Source organism: Photobacterium angustum (assembly GCF_003026365.1).
Taxonomy (GTDB): Bacteria; Pseudomonadota; Gammaproteobacteria; order Enterobacterales; family Vibrionaceae; genus Photobacterium; species Photobacterium angustum.
The window spans coordinates 56,741-77,349 of sequence record NZ_PYOM01000002.1; the positions used below are offsets into that span (position 1 = coordinate 56,741).

The window sequence follows — 20,609 nt, forward strand, 5'->3', positions numbered from 1 at the left end:
TTATTTTTGTTAAAAAGTACAATGACCATTAACATCAACTCGATGCATAACTCGCTGACTAAACAGCGATAAATCACTAATAAATAAAATTATTACGGCTTATGTTAACAACATTTGTTATCAGTACCAGTCGAAATTTTCTATTATGCCAATAGGCCAAGCCTTTGAACGCTGTTTCTTCTGTCCATTTTCTTTAAAGTACTCATTATTAGAAACGATCGTCAATCTAAAAGATACCCAGACTGACGCAAACGTTTAAACGTTCACCAACTCACATTCTCATTCATGCTTTATCACGCGCTTAGTCGTTCAAAATCCCTTATAAGGTATATGGGTTACTATTGATAAGCTCACTAATGGCGGTTATTATGCCCGCAATTTCAACCACCCTCGCGGTGGTTTTTTATTCGTAACAATTAACCCACTATTATGGTTTGGGTTAATTCATGGTAAATAGGTTATCCCATGTCTAAATTCTTCTTTAAAGGGCGTATCGAAAAGAAACCAAAATATGAAAGCTTTGGTTACAATACGAAACGCGAAACCAAACTGGGCACGGAAACCAACCCACTCACATTGATAGTGAACAGCGAAGAACGCCAACAAGAAGTTCAGCAACAAGTTAATGACAACCAACTATTTGCAAATATCACTATCAAGGCTGACATTGCAGAAGATATTGCTGAGCTAGACGGTATTTTAAATAAACCAAAAACCACTGTGTTTGAAAAAACACCCAACCGTAATGACCCATGTTCTTGCGGTAGTGGTAAAAAATACAAAAAGTGCTGTGGTAAGTAGTAGCAAACAAAAAAGCAGGTATTCGTATCTGCTTTGTTTTTAGCTTCAAATAAATGTCTAACTGACACCTGTTAAACATTTATTTATATGTAATTTAAAGTAGATAGAAGTATGAGCAAAAAAAGCCAAGGCTATTCTTGTATTGGCCTATTTAATCCCAAAACACCTGAGAATGTTGGATCTGTTATGCGCGCAGCTGGTTGTTATGGCGTTAATTCAGTGTTTTATACGGGAACACGTTATGATCATGCCGCACAGTTTTGTACTGATACTAAAAAAGCATCACTTAATATACCACTAATAGGTGTTGAAGACTTAAAGAAAATCATTCCTATCGGCTGTGTACCCGTCGCTGTTGATTTAATCGAAGGTGCAAAAGCATTACCAGACTATAAGCACCCCAAACGTGCTTTCTATATCTTTGGTCCTGAAGACGGCACCTTAAAAAAAGAAATCACTGACTTTTGTCGTGAAACTATTTATGTACCGACAAATGGCTCAATGAACCTTGCCGCTGCCGCTAATGTGATACTTTATGATCGTCTAGCTAAAGGCGATAACTTTTCAAATCACAAGTAACCCGACAAGTAATAAAAGCCACGATAACTGGATAATCCACTGTTGTGGCTTTATTTTATGAAGTTTCTGCTATTAGCTTCCTTCTTTTTTTAACTACTCTTGTAATTAAAGATATAGCCAAAATAACCAATAGACTGATACCAAACATTGGTAACACAACAGCAAGTAATACTATTGCTCCCCATAGTAAAAGTCCTATGTTTTTATCTTCTGCCACTTTAGGTAAACCTAAACTCTTTTTCGGCTTACGCAGACAATATGAAACTAAAGCACTTAGGCTTAATATTGCAGTCATCACACTAATGCCTAACATAAAGAACCAATTGGCTTGACCAAATAATTCACCTTGATGAATACGCATTACAATTTGCCGACCATGACTAAGAATACCCACCTCACCCCAAGAATATTCGGTAATTGTTTTACCACTATATTGATCAACATGGATCTTCTGTTGTTGGTGTATATCTTTTGCTCTATTGCTAATAGTGAATATACCGCTGGGTTTAGTCGGTATAGAAATCGTTACTGTACCAGCTAACTTTTTATGTTGCGCCTGTAATACAACATCATCAAGCGTTCGAGGATTAACGCCTTGTTGCTTAATCGATTTAAGCCCTTTACCGTTATACCCTTCTGGGTAACCCGTACCTGTTGTATCACGTAGCGATTTATAATTACTACCGAACAACTCTGTCCATGGCAAACCACCCGCTAAAACAAGTAACAATGCCATTGAAAGCCAAAATCCACTTACAGCATGAAGATCACGGTAAAATATACGCCTTCCATACTTTGTTCTGACAGTAAATAACGACTTAATACTTGATATCGAACGAGGAAAAAATAAATACAGCCCCGTCATAATCAATACGACTAACCAACTGGCAATTAACTCAGTGATCCAACTACCACTTTTCCCAATGAGTAATTCACCATGAAGCTTACGAACTTTTTGCATTAATGCATCTTTTCTCGCATAAAATCCGGTAACTTCACCGCTGTAGCGATCGACGAAAATATAACTTTCAGATGAAAAGCGTCCAGCAATAAATTTTGTCGCTTTATTCGGATCATTAGGCACTAAGAATTTATTAGGAATTGGAACGTTATTTTTCAGTGCGGCCTGTTTGGCAATTGAATATTGCTGTTGGTAAGAAAGTGAGGAAGAAAGAACTGGGATATCCGTGAATTTACTATAAGTTTTTTGCTCATAGTCCATTTTAAATAAATAAACGGCACCTGTAATTGATAATAAAAAAATAAAGGGTAACGATATAACCCCAGCGATAATATGCCATCGCCATAACCAACTGTGAATACTTTGTGCATGTATCATATAACCATTCCATGTTGGTTGCTAAATCCGTGCTACAAAGTTTAACAGTTATCTACTAAGGTCTTTTATCCCTAAACTTTTATTTTTGATTTTAGTACGATAAAAAGCCATAGCTATACTATGGCTTTTCATTAAGAGAGTGATCTAAAGCTATCTTGGCGTTTTACCAATTTGTTCGTAATATGCTTTTTTATCTAAATACATTGCTTTGTCTGCTACTTGATAAAGCGCACGTGCATCAATATTTTCAGTACTAGCACAGCCCATAGCAAAGTGAATAGCCACTTTCTCTCCTGAAGATTGGCTTGCATAATTCTCATCTATAAGTAGTTGTTGTAAACGTAACTTCAACTTATCACAGCCTTTATTATCACCACCTTTGATAATAATCGCATATTCATCTCCACCGAGACGATATACCTTGTCGGTACTACGACAAACACTTTGAATAAGCCTACCTGTTTCGATTAACAACTGATCACCCATATGATGTCCATATTCATCATTAGCTTGCTTTAAGCCATTCACATCGATCATAAACAAACCAAAGTATTGTTCTGGATAGCGATGTGAAATTTTTATCCACTCATCAAGATCAACATCAAACGATTTGCGATTACTTAGGCCCGTTAATGGGTCTGTAATTGCGCTTCGTTCCAATTCTTCATTAAGCAATCGACCTTCAAGTTCAGCAGATAATTGACGAATAAATAATGAAATAATTTCATAGTCGTCTCGAGCAATATTAGGGTGCTCCATCACAATGACCCCCAATAACACACTATGTGTATCGACAATCTTGAAACATTGAAGCACTTTATCGTTAGTATTAATACGAAAGTAATCACTGCAATGCGCATCTGCATCAATACTATCTAAATTAATGTTAGACAAGCCTTCACTAACCCAATTTGTATTTTGGTTTATAAATAACTGCATCCCCCACCCTGAATAAGGATAAAGGCTCACTAACTGCGTCATCACAGTTGAGTGAATATCACCATGTTGTAATTTATTACTAAATGACAACAGTGACTGAAGCATGGTTCGACGTTTTTCTTCGCGCTGTAATGAATGAGTTAACTCTAACGTCTTTTCATGTACTTTCTGCTCTAGTTGATCATTAAAAGTCATCAACTTTACATTTTTATCTTCTAAGTCACTAAGTTGGGCTTTTATTGTGGTCGACATTTTCTGAATGAGATCATTCACCATTATTAATTCAGAAAATCTTAAGTCTTTATCTAATATATTATAATTGCCACCTAGACAACCTCTTACACTGTCCATTAGATAAGTTAAAGGTTTTGCAAACCAACGATACGATATTGTCGCAGTTAATAATGTAAACATAATTACAATAATAGCGACAATAGTTAAAATCTTTAAAGAGTTAGTAAAGGGGTTCTCTCCCAAATATTTATTCATGAAGACTTGTGCTTCATAAGACATTGGCTCTGCGATGTATTTATTATCTATCGTCACTTCAGCCGTTTTTGATACCGTCGGCATTAAGGGATCAGGTTCCCCTTTATAAACCGCAATATTATCCATACCATTATGATGAAAAATAACGTGCTCGCCATCTTTCAAATAGGGGCGAAGAACCTTAACAATATTTTCCACTGGCACTATAACAATTAAATAACCTAACGGTTTACGCTTTAGTCCTTCCGTCAGCGTTGACTGATATATAGGTACACCAATTGCGACGCCTTTGTGACTAGGATTAAATTTATCAGGCATCAAATATTCATCAGCATAATTAAACACCCATTGATTGCCAGTACTTTTACTCGTACCAACACTCTCACTCAATAAGGTTTTCAAACTTGAGAATGATTTTATCCCATTAATACCATTATAATTTTCTACTTCATCCCACTTAGCATCAACCAAATAAGCCGCTTGTACTAATGGTGTGTTATCAACTAAATTTGCTAATGTGGCATCGACATGGCTAGTCAGAAAAAAATCATCAATCCCCTGCACTAACAACCTATCTCGTGATAACACATCTAGCGCAGTAGATAATAGATAAAAACGGTAGTTAAACTCTTGCGCTAACGTTGTAGATAAACGGTCTATTAGATCAATTCGGTAATTAGTTTCGACTTCTGTTTGCTGCTTTATTAATAATCCACCAATAATTGATGCAGGTAAAACCGCAACGAAAACCATTAATAGCGCCAGTGATGACTTTAATTTTAGTTTCATTTTTTACTCAACCGCTTCCATTGCTGAATAGCGATATGTTGCATAAATTCAGCCGTTTTTTCTGCCGATAGACCATCTTCATAACGCTTAAAGCCAATAGCCATCGCTTGCCATGCTATCGACATTTTTATTGTTGATGGCATTGGTTTAGATAATTCAAATTGCTTAAACAATATTTGCTCGTCACCTGTAGCTTGCTGCTGATAGCGATTCAATAATTTATCTGAAGTAGGTAATAAACGTGTCTCTTTATAGACCAATTTTTGAATGCTTGAGCGTTGAATAAACTTAGCAAACTTTTTAATTAAGGCTTTTTTATGTGCCGCGTGGCGGTTGTAATTAGGTAATGACAGAACAAATGTACTACTCATTGGGTGCATTACATTACCATCAACAGTAGGTAATAAAGCTACGCCTAAAGCATCGCCCATTGCCTTCTTTAAATCTTGATATGCCCAATCACCATTAATCGCATACGCCTCTTTACCTTGAATAAAATCACTTTGTGAACAAGTATAATTACATTCAGGGTTTACAATTTTTTGCTCTGATAAATAACGATAATATTTTAAGGCCTTAACCATTTCTGGTGTATTAAGTGATATTTCACCATCAATAATTGGCCAACCATTAAATGCTGACAAAAATGGTATAAAGTAATACATATCAAGGTAATTCCACCCAATAGGTAAAATATTTTTATCAAGCCACTTTTGCTTGGTATCAATAATGTCATGCCAACTACTCACAGGCTGAGAAACTAGCTTTTTATTATAATATAACAATAGGTTATTCCCTTGAATAACAGGAACTCCCCAAAATTTATCATCTACATACGCTGTCATCATCGCTTTTTGAGAAAGCTCTGGTGATAACCAACCTTTAGGAATACTCGACAGTTTCATTAAACTATGTAAGCCAATAAAATCAGAGGGAAAAATGACAAGATCAGGTAAACCGCCATATTGTGCGCCCAGTAAAATTTCAGCTTTTATCTTCTCAGGATCAAATTGGACAAGAGAAATATTTATATTATTTTCTTTTTGAAATTCACTTACCAATAATTCAATAAAACTATTATCTTGATGCGAATACCAAAGCGTTAATCTCTCTTCAGCTTTTGCAGATAAAGAAAGAAACATCATCAGAAACAATACTACACTTCTTAATATAACCACGCTAAATACCTTTTGAGGATATCGATAAAAAGCGAACAATATTATAAATATAATACACACCTATCGATATTGACGGTATAATAAATCATTCCAAAAAAGAATCAAATACTCACCAAGCAAAACCTAAGTGATATATCTATAACTTATAGCTATATAACAGGTTATGTATTTCGATTTACCCCTGAAGATACTAATATTTACTGGTAATACAACATGTTACATTATTAATTTATTACTCTTTTGTTAGCTACCGATGACTTAATCACCCTAATGTGAAGTAATTCAAGTAAAAAATTAACACATCTTTCATCTAACCGTTATGATGACCTATCTTTATCTTTTTTAACTGCAAGCGCACATAGAGTTATGACATTACCTAAATCCTCATTAGCACTTATCACCTGTTCCCTTGTTTTTCTTACTGCTTGTGAATCAACGGTAAATGCATCACCGCAGCCCGCAACGCTATCAAAACAACCTGTGGTAGCTAAAACAGTTGTTAAACCATTGGTTACCCCTATATCAAAAACTGAGTTAAAAAAAGAGCAAGACATGATCAACTTCGCACGTAAGTATCTTGGTACAAAGTATGTGTGGGGTGGGACAACACCTAAAGGTTTTGATTGCTCAGGTTTCATTAAATATGTTTATAACAAGTACGATATTTCAATACCTCGTACAACAGCAGCTTACCCTAATCTTTATGATAAAAAAGTATCGCTAAAACATGCCAAAGTAGGCGATCTCATTGTTTTCACAGGAACAAATCCGAAAATTCGTAAACCAGGTCATGCAGGTATTATTACTGAAGTGGGTAAAAACACATTGAAATTTGTTCATAGCTCTTCATCTAAAAAGCATTTTGGTGTGACTGAAACCGACTATTATAAAAGTGGTTATCCAAAGCGTTACTTAACAGTGATCAAAATGTAGCGCAGATAATCGAGCAATTTAGCGATAAGAGGAGTACCATGCTCCTTTTATCTGTAATCATTTCTTTACACTGTAAGATTTCCTAAAATTCTCATCATCTAGCCCTACTACCAGAAACTTTGTATTATTTAGAAAAATAACAGTGTTTGCTAGCGATACGTTTATCGCACTCCAATAGTCATTCTCTGTTTGGTATGCCTAAGTCGGTCACTTAATACATACCTAGAATAAGGGGCTGATAGATCGGTCAATCTATCAGCCCCAAACTTTTCAATCACGCTTAGTTTAAATAACTTGCGCTCCAATCAAGAACAAACCAAAGCCAAAACAAACCATCATTGCAATTTGCCCACCTCCAACTTCGTAATATGCATCATTACTTATTGCTGTTTGTGTTTTACCCTCTGCTTTTCTTAAGTTAAGAGCCATCATCATAGGTATAAACACTGCAATAAACACCATAATTAAGCCTGCATAACTTAATACTGCTAAAAATTTATCTGCAGCAAATATGGCGCCAAATAATGGAAGAATAAAGGTTAAAACATACGTCACCGCACGATTTTGTTTAAACAAATCAATGTTTTGGTCAAATAATGAAAGAGCCACACCAAAGAATGAAGTCAGCAATGCGAGCCCTGTAAATAATGAAAGAATGACATGTATTCCTTCAAAACGAGTTGCCAGCACATTAATTAACTCGGAAACATTATTGAACTGTGTTAATTGCTCGTACGATAAACTTCCCACAACAGCGTAAAGCCAAAGTAAGTAACACACTAATGGAATGAGAGAACCCACTAAGACCATATTGCGTAATTGCGCATGTGTCGCTTTGTCGTTATAAGACACTAATGATGGAATAACAGGAAAAAAACCAAAACTGGTAAATAACACAGCACTGGTTTTGATTAGATCAATACTACTGTCATTTGTTGCAGTTAAAAAGTGTGCTAGTGACATATTTGGCACTAAGGCAAAGAGCGTGATAATAAGCACTGCTAACATTAATAGAAATAACACACGATTAAGCTTGTCAATCACACCCGTACCAGCAGCGACAATACCACCAGCAATAACAGCAAACAGGATTTGACTTTGAACTAACGAGATATCTAAACCTAAATTCAGCACCATTTTATGGACTAAGTCACCGGCACCAATGATGTAAGCCATTAATAAACAGATTAATAGTGCGTATAACAATCCATTAGTGATTAACTGTCCACCCTTTCCTAATGATTGCTTCGCGATAGTATTCATACCTAAACCACCGCGAACTTTAATACTGGCTTCAAGTAATAATAATGCTGAATACGTAGTACCGCTCCAAATAATCAACATTAAAATAGTGCCTGACAATAAGCCAAACTGAGCCAATGCCATTGGAATAGCGAGCATTCCTGCACCAAGTGCCGTACCCGCAATAATTAGCGAGCTACCTATTAATTTTAAATTCACACAATACCCTTACTTTATATATGCAACACAAAGCCTCAGCTTATGGCTGCTCATTATCAAATGATTTTAATCTTTAGATTGGTGGCTAATTAATAGCCGTGACTAAATCGAGATGAATATAAAGATAGGTTCGAAAAGACAGCCAACGAGCATTGTCGCTGAGCTTGATGAATAGAAAAGTTACACAACATTAATCGTACTCCAAAAACGATATTAATAATGATGAGTGGTCATGATGTTTCATTTCGGTCAAAACGAACATCGCTCATCTGTTGCCATACTAAAACACATTTCTAAAGAATGAAATAATAGATTATATCCTCAGACCAGCAATCTGCTTATATAAGCCTTCAGTGCTTATTAACTAAAGGCTTATGGAATGCTTTAACGAGATTAATACTCAGAGTAATGGTTTATTCACCCCATGTGCTTTTCTGAAGCAAGACTAACGAGGGTTAAGCAGTTAAATGAACCTGGTTTTACAGCAATTAAGCTACCATCGCCAAACTGAATTCCATCAAAGAACTGAGAGCCCCATTTTACACGCTTAAAGTGTGCATAACGCGCTTTTGAATATACGGTTTCTAAGGCGTTCAAAGCACCTTCACGCTTTACTTGCTCTTGAATTGCTTTACTTAATAATTTATCAGCAATAAGCATCGTTGCCTCCTACAAAAATAACCGCGCTTTCCATATTCGCTCATTTCTTTTTACCAAACGCACTTAGATATGCAAGGGCACGTTTAACAATTTATACTTTTTTTAATTAGCTGCTTAAATTTCACACACAAAAAAGCCCAGAACTTTTGTCTGAGCTTTATGTTAAATATGATGATTATTTGGTATTTACACCGTGAATGAACCTTCATTTTGCTTTGGATTTGGACCAAATCGGTTATCACCTGGCTTACTGTCTTGTACCATGAAATAGATCAACACTAATATACCAACAATCGGGACAAACATGATCAGCGCCCACCAACCGGTACGATCTTGATCATGCAAACGACGGACAATCACGGCAATATTAGGGATAACAATAAACAGTGAATATAACGCTGCTAATACTCCGTAGCCATCCCCAATGGTTGGTAAACCTAAAACGCTATCAGCAAACCCTAGTGCCATACTGATCAAAGCGCTAAAAAGTGTAAAAAACCAAAACTCTTTACGGCGTGAACGACCATTAAACTGCGCATATTTTTTTAAAACTGCAAGATACCAATCCATTTTTCTTCCTTTAGTCCGATATTTCTAAGCTAATAAGCCTCTTAGACAAAATGTATTCCTTTTCATAACTATAGCCAAGCGATTTTAACTATCTCTTTGTTGTGAGGCCGCTCAAAAATAAAAATGACATTCACTTTGTATTCTATTTACACTGTGAGTGACTTAATAAAGCCTAGAAAATAAGCACCTTGTTTTTAACATTTATTCACTTTCTCTCGCATTATTATTTTACTCACTTTCGAGGAATTTTAACTGCAATAGGGATAGACAATGCAAAAGACACTTCTTACCTGTGCGTTAGCCGTCGCCTTTAGCACATCGCATGCTTATGCGGCAGATTGTTCTAATATCGCCGAATGGCAAGCAGATATAGCCTACAATGGCGGTAGCCAAGTCCAACAAGACAATAACATATATAATGCAAATTGGTGGTCTCAAGGCAATCAGCCATCGAGCCACTCTGGGCCTTGGCAAGAATGGACATTCGTTGATAGCTGCATGAGCAGTGGGAATCAAGATCCATCCGTAACACTGATCTCACCGCTTAATAATGCACAATTAACCGCGCAAACAGATATTACGTTGGCTGCTAACGCAAGTGATAAAGATGGTTCTATTCAACATGTTGAGTTTTTCATAAACCAACAATCTATTGCAGTTGTCGATACAGCCCCATACCAAATTAATTGGACAACGGAGCTTGGCAACTACACCATTACTGCCACAGCAACGGATAATGAAAATGCTACTAAAACAGATGTTGTAAATATTAGTGTCATTTCAGCGAGTGAAAACCTTGCGCCAAGTATTGCAATTAGTTCACCAACATCAGATACCACTATCTTTGAAGGCGATACAGTAACGATAACAGCCGATGCCGAAGATAAAGATGGCTCAGTCACTCAGGTAGAGTTCTTTGTTGATAACCAACTAATCGCAACAAGTTCTTCTGCCCCGTTCACAGCGCAATGGACATCAACGGCTGGTAATCATCAAATTACAGCCAAAGCAACAGACAATGAAAATAGTACAACCACATCAAGTGCGATAACTCTCACTGTTGATAACGTTATTGTTGGTGGTGGTTGTGGTGATATTCCAATCTTTACATCTGGTACTGATTATCTAACTGGCGATTTAGTCGAGAGTTATAATCATAAATACCGTTGTGACGTCGCAGGTTGGTGTTCATCATCATCTGATTGGGCTTATAAGCCAGGTGAGGGACAGCATTGGACTGATGCATGGACAGATTTAGGTATTTGCGCCATTGCCCCTGACGTTAAGATCACTTCTCTTAATGCTCAACAAACAGTATTAGCAGGAACTACCTTAACGATTGATGCTGATGCTACTGATGCCGATGGTGCTATAGAGCAAGTCAGTTTTTATGCTAACGAACAACTTATTGACACCGATCTTATAGCCCCTTATAGCACACAGTGGTTAGCATCAGACTTAGGTAATACCACAATTAAAGTCGTTGCCATTGATAATGAAGCGAACACGAATGAAGCAAGCGCTACGGTTACTGTAAGCGATCAGGCTCTTGTTACGAGCTTAACGTCTCCAAGTAGTGGTTCTGTTGTTACACTAGGAAAAGCACTCACCCTTTCAGCAACAGCGACGGCACTAACCAGTGATATTCGACAAGTTGATTTCATTATTAACGGCAATGTTGTTGCAACTGATAAGACTGCGCCTTATAGCACTTCTTGGACGGCGCAATCTGCAGGTAATTACACTGTCACAGCCATCGCTACGAATGGGAACGGTGAAACGGCACTATCAACCGCAGCCAGTGTAAAAGTACAAGAACCGATTGAAGCTCAACATAACTTAATTGGCTATTGGCACAACTTCGTTAATGGCTCTGGCTGTCCAATACGTCTTCGTGATATTTCGCCAGCTTGGGATATTATCGATATCGCATTTGCTGATAATGACCGAAACAGCGACGGTACTGTTCACTTTAATTTATACAACGGTGACATTCGCAGTAGCTGTGAACCGCTTGATCCACAACAATTTAAAGATGATGTTCGTGAATTACGCGCACAAGGTAAAATCATCGTTCTTTCGCTTGGTGGTGCTGAAGGTACTATCACTTTAAATAACGATGCAGACCAAGCAAACTTTGTTTCAAGCTTGACTGATATTATAAATGAATGGGGATTTGACGGGCTAGATATTGACTTAGAAAGTGGGTCGAACTTACTTCATGGTACAGAGATCCAAGCTCGTCTGCCTGTTGCGTTAAAACAAATCGAAGCCAACATTGGTGGTGATATGTATATAACCATGGCACCTGAACACCCTTATGTTCAAGGCGGCATGATTGCTTACTCAGGAATTTGGGGCGCTTACATCCCGATGATAAATGAGTTACGTGACATGCTAAATCTGCTGCATGTACAACTATATAACAACGGTGGTTTAGCAAATCCATATACTTCAGGAGTAGCCCCTGAAGGATCGATTGATATGATGGTGGCTTCAGTCAAAATGTTAGTTGAAGGGTTTGAACTGGCAGATGGTAGTCAATTTGCACCACTTCGCGATGATCAAGTTGCGATTGGCTTGCCGTCAGGACCAAGTTCCGCGAACTCTGGACAAGCACCAACACAAAATATTATTGATGCACTAGATTGTGTAACCAAAGGCAGTAGTTGTGGCTCTGTTGTTCCGACTAAACTGTATCCAAACTTTGGTGGTGTCATGACTTGGTCGATTAACTGGGATGTTCATGATGGCTTTAATTTCTCTGGTCCTATCGGAGATAAGCTTCAACAAATGAATAACCAACGTTAACCCGTACCTATGATATACAAACGCCAAGATTGCTATTTATGCATCTTGGCGTTTTTTTGAAATAAGGAAAATAATTTAATAGCGCTTAATTCGAACCACTTTCATCGTTTCAACTTCAAACCCTGCCACTACCATCATTTCAGGGTAATACGTCATATTCACTTTACAGCCATTTAAGCTTTTATATTTTTTCTTTCGTTTAAATTTAAATGGAACATCGTAACCTTCAATCATCAAAGTATGCAGGATCCACTCACCGTCTTCTCGCTGAGTATGTGAGCGAACTTTCAATCCATCGCTATGAATGAGTTCAGCATGTTTTGCTACAAGCCTATCCACATCAGATTTCATGATATGCGTTTCCCTTATATTTATTGTTCAAAAACCACATATACAAAAACAGAGAGCCTAAGCTCTCTGTTTGGTATTTTATTCTACTTTCTATATTACTATGAAAGAGGGATAAATAAACCTGCCAATGTCGCACTCATTAAGTTTGCAAGTGTTGCAGCAAAAATAGCTTTCATACCTAAACGTGCAATCTCAGGACGACGTTGTGGAACAATACCACCTAAACCGCCCATTAACATTGCAATAGAAGTTAAGTTAGCAAAACCACACAATGCAAAGGTCACAATCGCTTGAGAGTGCTCGCTTAATTTAGCTACCGTTTCAGGCTTCATTAAATCAGCGAATGCAATAAATTCATTAACGGCAATTTTAGTACCAATCAAACTTGCAGCCGTTGTTGCCTCTGACCATGGCACACCAATTAACCATGCAACAGGCGCAAATAGATAACCAAAAATCATATCAAGGCTTAGATGATGTAAACCATCCCAATTAAAGCCCAACCACTGACCAACAGAGGCTAACCAGTTACCAATATGACCTAAGCCGCCATTCACAAGCGCGATTAAACTGATAACCGCCAGTAAACTTGCGCCGACTGCCATAGCAATTTGTAAGCCACTTAACGCACCACGAGAAGCTGCATCAACCATGTTAACCGGTTCGTCTTCTTCACCATCGTCTTCTTCTTCCATGGTGTGAACACCTTCAGTCTGAGGAACAAGCAACTTTGCCATCATCAAACCTGCAGGAGCAGACATAAAGCTTGCCGCAATTAGGTACTTAAGCTGAACACCTAATCCCGCATATCCCACCATTGTACCACCAGCAACAGAAGCTAAACCGCCAACCATTACTGCGAATAATTCTGAACGTGTCATTCGAGCCAAAAATGGTCGTACAACTAAAGGCGCTTCAACTGAACCGACAAAAATATTAGCTGTTGCAGACATTGACTCTGTACGTGTTGTACCTAGCAGCTTTTGTAATATGCCACCAATCGCACTGATCACCCATTTCATGACGCCTAAGTAATACAGCACAGAAATTAACGCAGAGAAAAACACAATTGAAGGCAAAACGTTAACAGCGAAAATGAAACCTAATTTGAATTGTGCTAACTGACCGAACAGGAATTCAGTACCTTCATGGCCATATTCAAGAATACCGGACACGGCACCTGATATGCTGTTTAAAACTACACGACCAATAGGAATGTATAAAATGAAGCCAGCAAAAACGACTTGAATACAAAATGCACCCAATACGCTTCGCCAATTAATTGCACGACGATTTTCTGAAAATGAAAAACCAACGGCAAAAATAACAATAATGCCTAAGATGCCGACCAAATAATGCATGGTCATTCTCCAATGTGTAGTAGTAAACGATTGCGGGGGGATTCTATTGAGAAATAAAAATGTGACAAGGATCAAATTGTTATTGCAATTAACAACTAGGAAACAAAAAACATGAAAAATGACTATTTTTCAAACTAAGCAAACGAAATGCGTTTGATTGGTTCCTATATGGGATACTGTTGTTCCCATAATTTACAATCAAAAACATTTAAAACAGCGTTTAGCTAACCGTTTGCGTCACGCTGCTGTTTTTTACATCATATGATTGGTGAAAATAAAGACTTACTAGTATGAATAAGTTTTATGACTCATTACAACTGACATGAGATATTCCCTAACTCGATATGTTCACGAATAAACTCAATAAAAAGATTCACCTTCGAGGGTAAATACTTATGGCGCGGATAAACGGCATACAATGGCATATGTTGCGTTAACTGCCAATCCGGCATTAACCGAATTAATTTCCCTTGGCGGATTTCATCTTTTAATAAATACGTCGCTAAATATCCTACACCATTGCCAGAAATGGTTGCATCGCGTATTGCATCAGCAGAATCCACTCGATAATTGCCTGTTACCTTCACATGTTGTTCTTCATTACCTAGACTGAAATTCCAAATATTGTCTTTACGCTCACGACTAAAATACGTAATACAGTTGTGATGTTGTAAATCATCAGGATGATAAGGCACACCATGCTTTGCTAAATAATCAGGGCTAGCGACTAGAACAAAGTCACAATTTGTTAAGTGGCGAGCAACAAAACCTTCAGGAGGAGAATCCATAAAACCTATCCATAAGTCTAATTGCTCTGAGATCAAATCAACACGATGATCAAACAAGCTGAGTTCAAGATTAACTAATGGGTTTTGTTCATGAAATTCATTGATGTAAGGCGCCACATGATTTGAAGCAAATGACTGGGCAATACCCACTCGTAATGATCCTTGCTGACTATCACCAAAAATCAACAGCTCACTCTCAGCTTCATTAATTTCATCGACAACTGCTTCGCAATGTTTGGCAAAAATTCGCCCCGACTCCGTTAACGCAAAAGAACGTGTTGTACGTTGAACTAGCTGCACACCTAGACGTTCCTCTAATTGTTGAACCAGTTTACTCACTTGAGTACGCGAAATTTCCAGTAATTGAGCAGCCTTTGTAAAACTCTTCTGCTTGGTTAGAGCATTAAACACCACCATCTGCTGCGCTTTTTTTAACATCGATAACCTTTATTAACATAAAAAGTCTGATTGGGAAGTCATTACAATTTAACTATCCGCTACAACCGTTCATTTTACTATAGATAAAGTGTCAAACAACTCTCTGATATATAAGCTCAAATTCACTCAATAAATAAGCTTTTATCTAATAGCGATTAAAAACAACACATCGTAATATTCAACTTTTGAGCACAAAAACAGGTTAAAAATCGCTCACAACTAGCTGTAACTATATAAATTAACTCATAATAATAAGATACCAAATAGCGATAAAATACTTCCATCGCTTTAATCGCATTAAATTAAAGCCCTTATCAATCCCTATTAAGTATTTATGACAACATTCATAGAGTGTTCAAAGTTCTGAAACATAACTGTCATATAACTTTCCTAACCTTTGTCACGTTCATTTAAATCTACAGTAATAAGCAACCACGAAGGACTAGGAAAATGAAAACAAAGATTATCGGTGCAATCGCTTTAGCTGGAACAATGGTAGCTAGCACTGCAGCAATTGCAGGTGAAACTATCTCTGTTGTAGGTTCAAGCTCAGTAACACCGCTTATGGAAGTTTTTGGCGAGACTTACGCGAAAGCAAATGACGTAACAGTAGAAGTTCAAGGCCCAGGTTCATCAGCAGGCATTCGTACTGCACACGATGGCTCAGCCGATTTTGGTATGTCTTCTCGTGCGCTTAAAGCATCAGAAGAAGCGCCTGAAGTAAAAGAAGTTGTTATTGCTCGTGACGGTATCGCTGTTGTTGTTAATAACAACAACCCGGTTTCTGACCTAACAAAAGAGCAAGTTGCAAAAATCTATAAAGGTGAAGTAACAAACTGGAAACAAGTTGGCGGTGAAGATAAGCCAATCGTTGTTGCTACACGTGATACAGCATCAGGTACTCGTGGTGCTTTTGAAGACATCATGAAACTAAAGAAAAAAATCAATGGCGTTAAAGTTTCAGCTATTTCACAGAAAGCACAAGTTGCAAGTGGTAATGGTCAGCTGAAGACAACAGTTGCAAACAACCCATTTGCTATTGGTTACATCTCTTTAGGTTCAGTAGATAACACAGTTAAACCGCTAGCTATCGACGGTCATCAACCATCTGTTGCTGCAATCAAATCTGGTGACTACACAGTTCAGCGTCCATTCCTTGTTGTGTACAAAGAAGGTCGTCCATCTGCTGAAGCTCTAAAATTCCTATCTTGGATTAAATCAGCTGACGCACAGAAAATTGTTGAAAACAAAGGCTTCATCTCTACACATTAATTAGTATTTTACGCTCAGCACATTTGGGCTGAGCGTTTTTTTGTTTGTCAGTAACTGGTCACTTTTGTACTGGTTCTGGAGTAAGTAATGACCATCGCGAATATTGAAAAAACAGCAAAGAGCACTTCTTCGCTAAAATCAAAAAAACGAATTGATTGGCGAGAAATATTCTTTAAAAATCTATTTATGTTAAGTGCCGCTATCGGCATTTTATCTCTTATTACCATTGGCTACTTTATTTTCCGCGAAGGTTATGCAGCCTTTGCGCAAGCTGGTGTAGCAGGTATCGTCCTTGGTACTGATTGGTTACCACCAGCGCTATACGGTATTGCGCCAATGATCGTTGCATCACTGGTTTCAACCGCTGGTGCTGTCGTGTTAGGTGTACCCATTGGTGTTTTAACTGCTATTTTTATTGCAGAAGTCGCCCCAAAACGTCTAGCTAATTTAATTCGTCCAATGATCGAACTACTAGCTGGTATTCCTTCTGTCGTTTATGGTTTCTTTGGCTTAGTTATTATCGTGCCACTGATTCAAGAAGTGTTTAATGTCCCTGCAGGTAACACTATTTTGGCGGGTATCATCGTGCTTGCCGTAATGATCTTACCAACCGTTATTACGGTATCTGAAACCTCTATTCGCGCTGTACCTCGTGCGTATAAAGAAGGGTCTTTAGCATTGGGGGCATCCTCGATGTTCACCATTTTCAAACTACTGGTTCCTGCAGCTCGCTCAGGCATCATGACTGGCGTCATCTTAGGTGTTGCTCGTGCTCTAGGTGAAACCATGGCGATTATCATGGTGATGGGTAACTCCCCTGCTATGCCTGAAGGTCTACTAGAGTCTGCACGTACGTTAACCGCGAATATTGCAATCGAAATGTCTTACGCAACCGGTATTCACGCCAGCGCATTGTACGCTACAGGTATTGTCCTTCTGGTTTTCATCATGATGCTAAACGGCGCGCTATTGTTTTTAAACCGTGAGCGTGCGAGGTAAAAGTTATGTCTTTAACAGCAAATACATCGGCATTGGCCAAAGCCAATCCAAAAGCACAAAAACGTAAAGATCAGATAGCCTTATCTCTGATTTGGTTATCAGCAGGCGTTACGGTTGGTTTTTTACTTTGGGTGATTTGGTACATTTTAAGTAATGGACTAGCCCATGTTGATTGGTCTTTCATTACCTCAAACTATACCACTATTGGTCAAGAGTCGGGAATTTGGCCAATGATCGTCTCAACTATCTATATGGTTATTGCTTCTATTTCAGTTGCTGCACCATTAGGTATTATGACGGCTATCTACTTAACTGAATACGCAAAAGTAGGCAGTCGTTTAGTTAAAGTAATTCGATTCTGTACAGAATCACTCGCCGGTATTCCATCAATTATTTATGGTTTATTCGGTATGACATTCTTCGTTGTAGTATTGGGTTTTGGCTATTCCATTTTATCGGGTGCATTAACACTCAGTATTTTGATTCTGCCTGTAATTATTCGAACTACAGAAGAAGCACTAATGGCTGTTCCTCAAACCTACCGTGAAGGTTCATATGGTTTAGGCGCATCTAAAATCTACACCATCTGGCGACTTATTCTTCCTAGTGCAATGCCAGGAATTGTAACTGCTATCATCCTCAGTGTCGGTCGTGTTATTGGCGAATCCGCACCGGTATTTATGACCGCAGGTATGGTTGCACGTATACCTGAAAGTGTTTTCGACTCTGGTCGAACACTTACCGTGCACCTTTATAAGTTAACCCAAGAACTTTACACCGTTCATGAATGGAATCAGGCATACGGTACTGCCACCGTTCTTATTGTTATTGTTCTTATCATTAACTTAATTACCAAACTAATTGCTAGCCGTTTCAACACTGCGACTTACTAATTCTGAGGAAGATAAAATGAATAAATTTAATATTGAAAACCTAGATCTTTACTACGGTCAGAACCAAGCACTAAAACAAATTAACTTACCTATTCCAAATCGTCAGGTAACGGCTCTTATTGGTCCATCAGGTTGTGGTAAATCTACCCTACTTCGTTGCCTTAACCGTATGAATGATCTTATTGAAGGCGTAAGCATCAAAGGCTCACTGACCATGGATAGCGAAGATGTTTATGGAAATATTGATGTGGCACAGCTACGTATTAAAGTCGGCATGGTATTCCAAAAACCAAATCCATTCCCAATGAGCATTTACGAAAACGTTGCTTATGGTCTACGTGCTCAAGGTGTTAAAGATAAAAAAGTCCTCGATGAGGTTGTAGAGCAATCTCTACGTGGTGCCGCATTATGGGACGAAGTAAAAGATCGTTTGAAATCACACGCATTTGGTCTATCGGGTGGTCAGCAGCAACGTTTATGTATTGCTCGTACAATCGCAATGAAGCCTGAAGTTATTTTGATGGATGAACCAACATCCGCACTTGATCCTATTGCAACCAAGAAAATTGAAGATTTAATGGAGTCGCTGAAGAAAGATTTCACCATCGTTATCGTTACTCACTCAATGCAGCAAGCACGTCGTATCTCCGACCGTACTGCATTTTTCCTTATGGGTGAATTAGTTGAACATGATGAAACGCAAAACCTGTTTACTAACCCTCAAGATGATCGCACTCGTGGTTATGTAAATGGTGATTTTGGTTAATTAATAGAAGTTAATTAACGTTCTTCCTCTTCGCATTTTTTAGAATAATAATAGCGATGGTACTTTTGCCTCTTCCTTGTGAAGAGGCTTTTTTATGTATGTTGCATTTGAAATACTTGTTTTAATAATTTAAACATGTATTATTAATACATGTTTAAAAAAGAGCGAGTAGTCCAATGTCAGATTTTGCTTTAACACACAGAGAAACCACTAAATTTTCTGAGCGCCTAGCGTATAAAATCACACAGCTTCTCAAGTATTCTCTTAATATTTTCTATGGCAAAAAATACGCTAAACGTGCTGTGATTTTAGAAACCATTGCTGCCGTACCAGGTATGGTTGCCGGTATGTTTAACCATTTAAAAGCTCTTCGCCGAATGAAAGATGATGAGGGTTGGATCAAAGAGTTATTAAGTGAAGCTGATAATGAACGTATGCACTTAATGATCTTTTTAGATATCGCTAAACCAAGCTGGGTTGAACGTGCTCTCGTCTTATTAGGACAAGCCGTTTTCATCTGTGTATACAGTATTATTTACCTCACTTCATCAAAGATTGCGCACCGTGTCGTGGGTTACTTCGAAGAGGAAGCTTGTAAAAGCTATACCGAATTTTTAGAAAAAATTGATAGTGGTGAACTTGAAAATGTCGCAGCGCCACAAATTGCAATTAACTACTATGAGTTACATGATGATGCAAAACTGCGAGATGTTGTATTAAGAATCAGAGAAGATGAAGCTAAACATCGCGATCGTAATCATAACTTTGCTGATTGTTATCAAAACAAGGATTTACCAGCTCACCAAGCCTAATCAAAAATAATATTGGAGAGAACTTATGGCATCTATTCCTAATAGCTTTATTAACTACAAATCAACCTCAGTATTTAATCGTGACACTGTGCCAAAAATGTTAGTTCATGAGCACAACACCCGTGAAGGTGTATACGGAAAAATTAGTGTTATATCTGGGACTCTGAAATTTTATGGCTTTACTGAAAGACGAGGAGAAATCGAGCAAGAGGTTGTTATTCAGGCAAATGACTCACTCATCAGCCCGCCTCAATACTGGCATAAAGTTGAATTAATGACGCCTGACACTCAATTTCAAGTACATTTCTATGCAGATAAAGACAGTGAGATAGCGCGCCAAAACTTAAATGAACGTTCATAATAAAGTTACAATAAACCAC

General features: G+C 37.9%; 19 protein-coding genes. 10 read left to right on the forward strand and 9 right to left on the reverse strand.

What is annotated here, in order from left to right; all coding sequences use genetic code 11:
* Positions 1-465: 465 nt before the first annotated feature.
* Together CTN01_RS02340 and CTN01_RS02345 are read left to right on the forward strand one after the other, a co-directional pair.
* Positions 466-801: a PBPRA1643 family SWIM/SEC-C metal-binding motif protein gene (locus CTN01_RS02340; RefSeq protein ID WP_005368463.1), complete on the forward strand. Its 336-nt coding sequence runs from the start codon at positions 466-468 to the stop codon at positions 799-801.
* A 111-nt stretch (positions 802-912) separates the two neighbouring features.
* Entirely contained in the window at positions 913-1,380 is a 468-nt protein-coding gene (locus CTN01_RS02345; protein ID WP_045150170.1) for an RNA methyltransferase, read from the forward strand.
* 55 nt (positions 1,381-1,435) lie between these two features.
* On the opposite strand, the gene CTN01_RS02350 is transcribed toward CTN01_RS02345, so the two are convergent.
* The 3 genes from CTN01_RS02350 to CTN01_RS02360 all read right to left on the reverse strand — a co-directional run bounded on the left by CTN01_RS02350 (position 1,436) and on the right by CTN01_RS02360 (position 6,114).
* Positions 1,436-2,719, reverse strand: a complete 1,284-nt coding sequence (locus CTN01_RS02350) for a PepSY-associated TM helix domain-containing protein (RefSeq protein ID WP_045150171.1) — start codon at positions 2,717-2,719, stop codon at positions 1,436-1,438.
* Positions 2,720-2,869: 150 nt separating this feature from the next.
* Positions 2,870-4,936 (reverse strand): GGDEF domain-containing protein, encoded by a 2,067-nt coding sequence (locus CTN01_RS02355; RefSeq protein ID WP_052666714.1) that lies wholly within the window; start codon positions 4,934-4,936, stop codon positions 2,870-2,872.
* Positions 4,933-6,114: a sugar ABC transporter substrate-binding protein gene (locus CTN01_RS02360; protein WP_249033669.1), complete on the reverse strand. Its 1,182-nt coding sequence runs from the start codon at positions 6,112-6,114 to the stop codon at positions 4,933-4,935. Before CTN01_RS02360 ends, CTN01_RS02355 begins: the two co-directional genes overlap by 4 nt.
* 366 nt (positions 6,115-6,480) lie before the next feature.
* Between CTN01_RS02360 and CTN01_RS02365 the strand changes: the two genes are divergently transcribed.
* A complete protein-coding gene (locus CTN01_RS02365; RefSeq protein WP_045150172.1) occupies positions 6,481-7,047 on the forward strand; it encodes a C40 family peptidase in 567 nt (188 codons plus the stop codon).
* A 285-nt stretch (positions 7,048-7,332) separates the two neighbouring features.
* Here CTN01_RS02365 and CTN01_RS02370 read toward each other — a convergent pair whose 3' ends face one another.
* The 3 genes from CTN01_RS02370 to CTN01_RS02380 all read right to left on the reverse strand — a co-directional run bounded on the left by CTN01_RS02370 (position 7,333) and on the right by CTN01_RS02380 (position 9,738).
* On the reverse strand, positions 7,333-8,508 hold the full coding sequence (locus CTN01_RS02370) for an amino acid permease (protein ID WP_045150173.1): 1,176 nt from the start codon (positions 8,506-8,508) through the stop codon (positions 7,333-7,335).
* Positions 8,509-8,925: 417 nt separating this feature from the next.
* The gene (locus tag CTN01_RS02375) at positions 8,926-9,168 is read right to left on the reverse strand and encodes a hypothetical protein (protein ID WP_005368477.1); all 243 of its coding nucleotides are present in this window, start codon (positions 9,166-9,168) and stop codon (positions 8,926-8,928) included.
* A 186-nt stretch (positions 9,169-9,354) separates the two neighbouring features.
* Positions 9,355-9,738 (reverse strand): DUF805 domain-containing protein, encoded by a 384-nt coding sequence (locus tag CTN01_RS02380; RefSeq protein WP_005368479.1) that lies wholly within the window; start codon positions 9,736-9,738, stop codon positions 9,355-9,357.
* Between the two features lie 270 nt (positions 9,739-10,008).
* Between CTN01_RS02380 and CTN01_RS02385 the strand changes: the two genes are divergently transcribed.
* Positions 10,009-12,549 carry an Ig-like domain-containing protein gene (locus tag CTN01_RS02385; protein WP_045150174.1) on the forward strand — a complete coding sequence of 847 codons (2,541 nt, stop codon included), beginning with the start codon at positions 10,009-10,011 and terminating at the stop codon, positions 12,547-12,549.
* 75 nt (positions 12,550-12,624) lie between these two features.
* On the opposite strand, the gene CTN01_RS02390 is transcribed toward CTN01_RS02385, so the two are convergent.
* The 3 genes from CTN01_RS02390 to CTN01_RS02400 all read right to left on the reverse strand — a co-directional run bounded on the left by CTN01_RS02390 (position 12,625) and on the right by CTN01_RS02400 (position 15,487).
* Complete coding sequence (locus CTN01_RS02390; protein WP_045150175.1) at positions 12,625-12,900, reverse strand: hypothetical protein; 276 nt, start codon at positions 12,898-12,900, stop codon at positions 12,625-12,627.
* A 98-nt stretch (positions 12,901-12,998) separates the two neighbouring features.
* A complete protein-coding gene (locus tag CTN01_RS02395) occupies positions 12,999-14,261 on the reverse strand; it encodes a NupC/NupG family nucleoside CNT transporter (protein ID WP_045130872.1) in 1,263 nt (420 codons plus the stop codon).
* Between the two features lie 311 nt (positions 14,262-14,572).
* Positions 14,573-15,487 (reverse strand): LysR family transcriptional regulator, encoded by a 915-nt coding sequence (locus tag CTN01_RS02400; protein ID WP_005368490.1) that lies wholly within the window; start codon positions 15,485-15,487, stop codon positions 14,573-14,575.
* Between the two features lie 450 nt (positions 15,488-15,937).
* On the opposite strand from CTN01_RS02400, the gene CTN01_RS02405 reads away from it, so the two are divergent.
* From CTN01_RS02405 to CTN01_RS02430, 6 genes are all read left to right on the forward strand, one after another.
* Positions 15,938-16,759: a phosphate ABC transporter substrate-binding protein gene (locus tag CTN01_RS02405; protein WP_045130873.1), complete on the forward strand. Its 822-nt coding sequence runs from the start codon at positions 15,938-15,940 to the stop codon at positions 16,757-16,759.
* Between the two features lie 87 nt (positions 16,760-16,846).
* Positions 16,847-17,758 (forward strand): phosphate ABC transporter permease subunit PstC, encoded by a 912-nt coding sequence (gene pstC, locus CTN01_RS02410; protein WP_045130874.1) that lies wholly within the window; start codon positions 16,847-16,849, stop codon positions 17,756-17,758.
* A gap of 5 nt (positions 17,759-17,763) precedes the next feature.
* On the forward strand, positions 17,764-18,651 hold the full coding sequence (gene pstA / locus CTN01_RS02415; RefSeq protein WP_045084363.1) for a phosphate ABC transporter permease PstA: 888 nt from the start codon (positions 17,764-17,766) through the stop codon (positions 18,649-18,651).
* Positions 18,652-18,667: 16 nt separating this feature from the next.
* On the forward strand, positions 18,668-19,417 hold the full coding sequence (pstB, locus tag CTN01_RS02420; RefSeq protein ID WP_005368497.1) for a phosphate ABC transporter ATP-binding protein PstB: 750 nt from the start codon (positions 18,668-18,670) through the stop codon (positions 19,415-19,417).
* A gap of 176 nt (positions 19,418-19,593) precedes the next feature.
* Positions 19,594-20,229, forward strand: coding sequence for an alternative oxidase (locus CTN01_RS02425; RefSeq protein WP_005368498.1), 636 nt, complete (start codon positions 19,594-19,596; stop codon positions 20,227-20,229).
* Positions 20,230-20,254: 25 nt separating this feature from the next.
* The gene (locus CTN01_RS02430) at positions 20,255-20,590 is read left to right on the forward strand and encodes a TehB family protein (protein WP_045084364.1); all 336 of its coding nucleotides are present in this window, start codon (positions 20,255-20,257) and stop codon (positions 20,588-20,590) included.
* Positions 20,591-20,609: the final 19 nt, after the last annotated feature.